This window comes from Cupriavidus sp. IDO, assembly GCF_000812465.1.
Classification (GTDB): domain Bacteria; phylum Pseudomonadota; class Gammaproteobacteria; order Burkholderiales; family Burkholderiaceae; genus Cupriavidus.
In genome coordinates, this window is sequence record NZ_JWMA01000017.1 from 21,730 (window position 1) to 28,341 (window position 6,612).

Consider the following 6,612-nt stretch of genomic DNA (forward strand, 5'->3'; position numbering starts at 1 on the left):
TAACTGCCGCGCACTTTTCAGGTGCGTGGATCCTGTGCCACCACCGGAGGAAATCCTGCCTTGATACGTGCTTCATACCCGTGCCTGGCGCTGGCGCTGCTGCTGGCGGCATGTGAAACGCCCCCGCAGTCGGTCTCCAGGCCGTCGCATACGTCGACCACCCGCATCACCGTGGATCCGCGCGTCGCCGCAAAGGCCGCTTCCAACGCCTGTGAACCGGCGGTTGCAGAAGCGCTCAGGCGCCGCTATCCGCAGCCCGGCAGCGTCATGCTCATGGCCGACCGCGAGCAGATCTACCAGCGCCCCAATGCCCAGACCTCGGTCAGCGGTGACGGCACCTTCGAACCGGACGGCAGCTCGGCGTCGATCTCGTTCCATTACACCTGCCTCTACAACAGCCGCACCGCCAGGGTTGACGATGTGCAGATGCGGTACTGAAGTGCTTTCGCAGCGCCTCGGTTCCACATTCGCGATGAGGTAGTTGGTCGTTCGTCTGCCGAACTGTTGTGAAAAACGATGGTAATCAACCGGTCTCATTGCCTTGACCCCCGCGCCGCCCAGCCATAGCATAATGACGCCCCACTATGAGGTTCGCATATAGAACTGTAGTTCTAAGGGCGGAGAATTTGCCTGAGACTGGAGACAACAGAGCATGAACAAGATCGCCGGGTTCTTTACGGAACTCATGCGCCGGTATTTGCCGGACCCGTTTGTATTCGCCATCGGCCTGACGCTGCTGACCATGGGCATGGCGGTTGTGGTACAGGGGCAGGCGGCGCCCGCCGTCATTTCCAGCTGGGGCAAGGGCTTCTGGAACCTGCTGTCGTTCACCACGCAGATGGCGGTGATCCTGGCGATGGGCTACGTGCTGGCGACGGCCCCGCTGACCGACCGCATGCTGGACCGCATCGTCCGTGCCGTGCACACGCCGCGCACCGCGGTGATCGTCGCCACGCTGGTGGGCGGCATCGGCAGCTACCTGAACTGGGGCTTTGGCCTGGTGATCGGCGGCATCATTGCCAAGAAACTGGCGCTCAAGGTCAGGGGCGTGCATTACCCGCTGATCATCGCGGCGGCCTACAGCGGCTTCACCATGTATGGGCTGGGCCTGTCGGCCAGCATCCCGGTGCTGATCTCCACGCCGGGGCACCCGATGGAAAAGCTGATGGGCGTGGTCCCGCTGTCGGAGACCATCTTCTCCACCCCGATGCTGCTGACCAGCCTGGCCGTGATCGTCACGCTGCCGCTGCTCAACGCCTGGCTGCATCCGCGCAATCCGGCCGAAGTGGTCGAGATCAAGCAGGAGACCGAACGGGACCGCGAGCCGGCGGGCTCCGCGCACAGCATGGGCGGCGAAAACACCATCGCCGCGCGCCTGAACAACAGCCGCCTGCTCAGCCTGGCCATCGGCCTGTGCGGCATGGCCTATGCGGTGATCTACTTCACGCAGGGCGGCTCGCTGGACCTGAACCTGATCAACTTCCTGATCCTGTTCGCCGGCGTGCTGCTGCTTGGCACCCCGGTCAACTATGTCGCCAAGCTGAACGAGGGCATCAAGACCATCTCGGGCATCATCCTGCAGTACCCGTTCTATGCGGGCATCATGGCGATCATGGCCGGCTCGGGGCTGGTGGATACCATCTCGCGCGTGTTCGTGGATATCGCCACGCCGCAGACACTGCCGTTCTGGGGGCTGGTCAGCTCGTTCGTGATCAACTTTTTCGCGCCGTCGGGCGGCGGCCACTGGGTGATCCAGGGCCCGTTCATGATCGATGCGGCCAAGGCGATCAACAGCTCGGTGAGCCAGACTTCGATGTCGGTGATGCTGGGCAACGCCTGGAATGACCTGGTGCAGCCGTTCTGGATCCTGCCCGCCCTGGCGTTGTCGAAGCTCAGCCTGAAGGACGTAATGGGCTACACCGTGATCATGATGTTCTGGGTGGGCCTGATCTATATCGCCGCGCTGCTGCTGTGGGGCGCGCAGATCGCCTGACCGGACCGGAGCCCTGTCATGCCATACCTGATCGAGACCACTGACAAGCCCGGGCAGCAGCACGTGCGCCAGGCCAGCCGGCCCCGGCACCTCGCGTTTCTCGAGGCCAGCAAGGCGTTGCTGCTGGCCTGCGGGGCCAAGCTGAACGACGATGGCACCGATGCCGGTGGCGGCATCTATATCGTCGACGTCGACACCCGCGAAGAAGCGCAGCGCTTCATCGCCGCCGATCCGTTTGCCGAAGCCGGCCTCTTTGCCGAAGTGCGGATCGTGCGCTGGCGCAAGGCTTACCTCGACGGCACCTGTTGTCTCTGACACTAGCTGGAGATCCCATGCAGTCAAAGCGATGGAAGCACCGGCCGGAAGGCGCCAACTGGGGCGATTTCGGTGATGACGACCAGCTCGGTCGCCTGAATCTCATCACGCCCGAACGCGTGCGCGCCGCGGCCCGCGAGATCCATGACGGCAAGACGTTCTGCCTGTCGCTGCCGCTCGACTACCCGGGCGGCAACGTCCTCAATCCGCGCCGCCACCCGCCGGCGCTGCGCCCGACCTTCCGCGACGGCACGCCCTATGTCAATTTCCCGCTGGCCAAGCTCGATGCGAATGCCGTCGACGTGCTCAGCGACGACCAGGTGCTGCTGTCACTGCAATACTCCACGCAATGGGACTCGCTGGCGCATGTCGGCGCGCTGTTCGACGCCGATGGCGATGGCGTGGCCGAGCGCGTCTACTACAACGGGTTCCGCCCCAATAGCGATATCGTCGGGCCGATGGACTATCCCGAAGCCGACGGGTTTGCCGACCACCCCTGCGGCCACGATCACAGCCACGCAAATGCGCTGGGCATCGAGCACTTTGCCGTCCACGGCATCCAGGGGCGTGGCGTGCTGGCCGACCTGGCGGCGCACTTCGGGCGCGAATGCCGCACGGTCGGCTATGACGACCTGATGCGCGTGCTGGAAGCCGACAAGGTCGACGTGCAGCCCGGCGATATCCTGGCCTTGCGCACGGGCTTCGCGGAGCTGCTGCTGGAGATGCAGCGCGCGCCCGACGTCGAGGTCCTGCACACCAGCTGCAGCGCCCTGGATGGCCGCGACGAGCGGCTGCTGCAATGGATCACCGATTCCGGCATTGCCGCCATCGCCGCGGACAACTACGCGGTGGAGCGCTATCCGGCGCGCAAGGTCAGCGGCCCTGCGCCGCAGCTGCCGCTGCATCATCACTGCCTGTTCAAGCTCGGCCTGCCGCTGGGCGAGCTCTGGTACTTCAGGGAACTGGCTGCGTGGTTGCGTGAGCGCTCGCGCTCTGGCTTCTTCCTGACCGCGCCACCGCTGCGGCTGCCCGGAGCGATGGGCTCGCCGGTAACGCCCATCGCCACCGTCTGACCGCGCTGCCACAACAAGCTTCACACACTCACCGATTCACGAAAGGACAACACCATGCTGTTCATGGCCGAAATGACCGTCAGGATTCCCGCTTCGCTGGACCCGCAGTTCGTCGAAAAGCTCAAGCAGGACGAGAAGGCGATGTCGCAACGGCTGCAGCGTGAAGGCAAGTGGCGCCACCTGTGGCGCGTGGCCGGCCAGTATGCCAATGTCAGCATCTTCGATGTCAGCGGCAACGACGAGCTGCACACGCTGCTCACCGAACTGCCGCTCTATCCGTACATGGAGATCAAGGTAACGCCGCTGGCGCAGCACGGCTCCGCCATCGCGCAGAACTGAACGGCGCCGCGCGCCACCTCATTGTCAGAATCCATGCTGAAGCACCATGCCCTACGCTGATCTTTCCGATGTCCGCCTGCACTACCAGCTCGATGGCGACGAGCACCTGCCTGTCCTCGTGCTGTCCAACTCCCTCGGTACCAACTTCGGGATGTGGGATCCGCAGGTGCCGGCCTTTACGCAGCATTTCCGTGTGCTGCGCTACGACACGCGCGGACACGGCCAGTCGTCGGTGCCGCAGGGGCCGTACACCATCGGGCAGCTTGGCGGCGACGTGATCGGCCTGCTGGATCATCTCGGCATCGGGAAGGCGAGCTTCTGCGGGCTGTCGATGGGCGGCATCACCGGCATGTGGCTGGGCGTGAACCAGCCGCAGCGGCTGGACAAGCTGGTGCTGTGCAATACCGCCGCGTACATCGGCCCGCCCGAGAACTGGACGAACCGCGCAGCGGCCGTCGAGCGCGACGGCGTGGCGTCGATCGCCGCCGCCGTGGTGGACAAGTGGCTCACGCCGGCTTACGCGGCGCAGCAGCCGGCGCTGGTGGCATCGCTCAAGGCCATGCTGGGCGCCAGCCCGGCCGCCGGCTATGCCGCCAACTGCCTGGCCGTACGCGATGCCGACCTGCGCGGCGAGATCCACAGGATCGATCTGCCGACGCTGGTCATTGCCGGCAGCGGCGACCTGCCCACGCCGCCGCGCGACGGGGTGTTCCTCGCGCAGACCATTCCCGGCGCCCACTATGTGGAGCTGGACGCGGCGCATATCTCGAACCTGGAGCAGGTCGAGCCGTTCAGCCGCGTGGTGCTCGATTTCCTGGCGCGCTGAACGCCGGCAGGCTTTACCCGCCGTCATACCGCCCGTTTCCCACCTCCCGGCCGGCAACCGGCTGATAAAGGCACGCACCTTGCGCCGGCGGCGCCCGCACTGCTGACAAAGTGATCAAGTCTTGGCGTGCGGGGGCGCCAGGTCGCCGGCGCGCAACATCCTGGCCCGTGCCCGACCACGGAAGCCGCGGATTTCGTGCGCTTTCCCTCCCATCCCAACTGCAGGGGAATTGACAGTCCATCGGACCCGGGACATGATTCGCACGGAATAGATGCGCCTCCGGGGCAACATGCCCTTAATTCAGTCTTAATCCCCCGGAAAGGCCGCACAAGAACGGGAAACGGGGTCATGAAGCCATCCTTGCGTCAACTGGCGAGCGCCGTGGTGCTCGCATCCTTGCTGTCGGCCTGCGCGTCCACGCCGGAACCGGTCGCCACGCAGCCCGCCGCCGAGCAGCCACCGTCCGATCGCGCCATGAAGGCGCTGTCCGCCGAAGTCTTCACCTATGCCTATCCGCTGGTCCTGATGGATGTGACGCGCGAGCTGATGACCACGCGCACGCCCGTCAATACGTTCAGCCATAAGCGCGCCTTCCCGGACCCATCGTTCACGGACGTGGTGAGTCCGAACGCCGACACGCTGTATTCGTCGGCCTGGCTGGATCTGTCGCGCGAGCCGCTGATCCTGTCGGTGCCGGATACCGGTGGACGCTACTACCTGATGCCGCTGATGGATGCCTGGACCAATGTCTTTGCATCACCCGGCAAGCGGACCACGGGAACGCTCAAGGGCAACTTCGCGATTACCGGTCCGGACTGGCAGGGGACGCTGCCGAAGGGCGTCAGGGAAATCAAGTCGCCGACCAATATGGTCTGGCTGATCGGCCGCACCCAGACCAACGGCAAGCGGGACTATCCCGCCGTACACCGGATCCAGGACCAGTATCGCCTGACGCCGCTGTCTGCCTGGGAGAAGGGCACGCGGCCCGCGCCGGAGAAGCTGGCGCCGCGCTCGCCGATGCTCGACACGAAGAGCTCGCCGGTCGAGCAGGTTGCGGCGATGGATGCGCAGGCGTTCTTCACACGCTTTGCCGCGCTGTTGCCGGCCAATCCGCCCGCAGCGGCTGACGCTGCGATGGTCGAGAAGATGCGCCGCATGGGCCTGGAGCCGGGCGTGCCGTTCAAGACCACCGTGCTGGAGCCGTCTACCGCGCGTGCCGTGCAGGAAGGCGCCTCCGCCGCGCTGGCGGCCATCGTGGAAGGCGCCCGCAAGGGCAATGCCGATGCCGGCAACGGCTGGGTCATGCACCGCGACCTGGGCAACTACGGCACCAACTACGGACGGCGCGCCGCCGTTGCCTGGGTGGGGCTGGGTGCCAACCTGCCGCAGGATGCCATCTATGCGTCGGCCCGTTCCGACGCCAACGGCAAGCCGCTGATCGGGGGCGCCCGCTACGTGATGCACTTCGACAAGGGGCAGCTGCCGCCGGCGAAGGCGTTCTGGTCGCTGACGCTTTATAACGAGCGCCAGGCCTTCGCCGCCAACCCGATCGGCCGCTATGCCATCGGCAGCCGCGACCGCCTGCGCTACAACCGCGACGGCTCGCTCGATATCTACATCCAGCACGAGCGCCCGGCCGCGGGCAAGCAGGCCAACTGGCTGCCGGCGCCACCCGAAGCAATCAACATGATGCTGCGGGCCTACTGGCCGGAGCAGGCGCTGCTGGACGGCAACTGGATGCCGCCGGCGGTGCAGCAGGTGGATTGAGCTGGAGAACGGCTTCCGGCAAAAATAAACCGCGCCCGAAGGCGTAATGCCGTTCAGTTAAGCGCTTGTCGCTCCCGCGCAGGTGGGAACCCAGTGACTTTTAATGGTTCTTCACCGATTTGTGGTGCTGGGGTCTTGGAGGGGCTGCTGCTGGTGCGCCTGAGGTTAGTGGCTGCGGCTGGCCGCTGTCGAGGGTCGACAGCCTCAGGTTTCGCCCCTGAAGGGGCGACCTACTTATATGAACGCGCCCCGGTTTGCAAGGTAAGACGAACATGCTGGCTTGAGCAGGACTGGTTGCA

Annotated in this window: 7 protein-coding genes; all 7 read left to right on the top strand. The window is 65.3% G+C overall.

Annotation, left to right across the window (positions count from 1 at the left end; all coding sequences use genetic code 11):
- Nucleotides 1-60 precede the first annotated feature (60 nt).
- The 7 genes from RM96_RS06095 (at nt 61) to RM96_RS06125 (ending at nt 6,313) form a co-directional block, all read left to right on the top strand.
- On the top strand, nt 61-438 hold the full coding sequence (locus tag RM96_RS06095; protein WP_039008817.1) for a hypothetical protein: 378 nt from the start codon (nt 61-63) through the stop codon (nt 436-438).
- A 214-nt stretch (nt 439-652) separates the two neighbouring features.
- A complete protein-coding gene (locus RM96_RS06100; protein ID WP_039008819.1) occupies nt 653-1,993 on the top strand; it encodes a short-chain fatty acid transporter in 1,341 nt (446 codons plus the stop codon).
- A gap of 18 nt (nt 1,994-2,011) precedes the next feature.
- Nucleotides 2,012-2,308: a YciI family protein gene (locus RM96_RS06105; RefSeq protein WP_039008821.1), complete on the top strand. Its 297-nt coding sequence runs from the start codon at nt 2,012-2,014 to the stop codon at nt 2,306-2,308.
- Between the two features lie 17 nt (nt 2,309-2,325).
- Entirely contained in the window at nt 2,326-3,381 is a 1,056-nt protein-coding gene (locus RM96_RS06110) for a cyclase family protein (protein WP_039008823.1), read from the top strand.
- Nucleotides 3,382-3,435: 54 nt separating this feature from the next.
- On the top strand, nt 3,436-3,720 hold the full coding sequence (catC, locus tag RM96_RS06115; protein WP_039008825.1) for a muconolactone Delta-isomerase: 285 nt from the start codon (nt 3,436-3,438) through the stop codon (nt 3,718-3,720).
- A gap of 46 nt (nt 3,721-3,766) precedes the next feature.
- The gene (pcaD, locus tag RM96_RS06120) at nt 3,767-4,546 is read left to right on the top strand and encodes a 3-oxoadipate enol-lactonase (protein WP_039008827.1); all 780 of its coding nucleotides are present in this window, start codon (nt 3,767-3,769) and stop codon (nt 4,544-4,546) included.
- Nucleotides 4,547-4,894: 348 nt separating this feature from the next.
- Entirely contained in the window at nt 4,895-6,313 is a 1,419-nt protein-coding gene (locus RM96_RS06125) for a DUF1254 domain-containing protein (protein WP_039008829.1), read from the top strand.
- Nucleotides 6,314-6,612 lie beyond the last annotated feature (299 nt).

Excerpts from the sequence above, each read along its gene's own strand:
- pcaD (WP_039008827.1), top strand. The coding sequence starts at position 3,767 with ATGCCCTACGCTGATCTTTCCGATGTCCGCCTGCACTACCAGCTCGAT.
- RM96_RS06100 (WP_039008819.1), top strand. The coding sequence starts at position 653 with ATGAACAAGATCGCCGGGTTCTTTACGGAACTCATGCGCCGGTATTTG.
- catC (WP_039008825.1), top strand. The coding sequence starts at position 3,436 with ATGCTGTTCATGGCCGAAATGACCGTCAGGATTCCCGCTTCGCTGGAC.
- RM96_RS06110 (WP_039008823.1), top strand. The coding sequence starts at position 2,326 with ATGCAGTCAAAGCGATGGAAGCACCGGCCGGAAGGCGCCAACTGGGGC.
- RM96_RS06105 (WP_039008821.1), top strand. The coding sequence starts at position 2,012 with ATGCCATACCTGATCGAGACCACTGACAAGCCCGGGCAGCAGCACGTG.
- RM96_RS06125 (WP_039008829.1), top strand. The coding sequence starts at position 4,895 with ATGAAGCCATCCTTGCGTCAACTGGCGAGCGCCGTGGTGCTCGCATCC.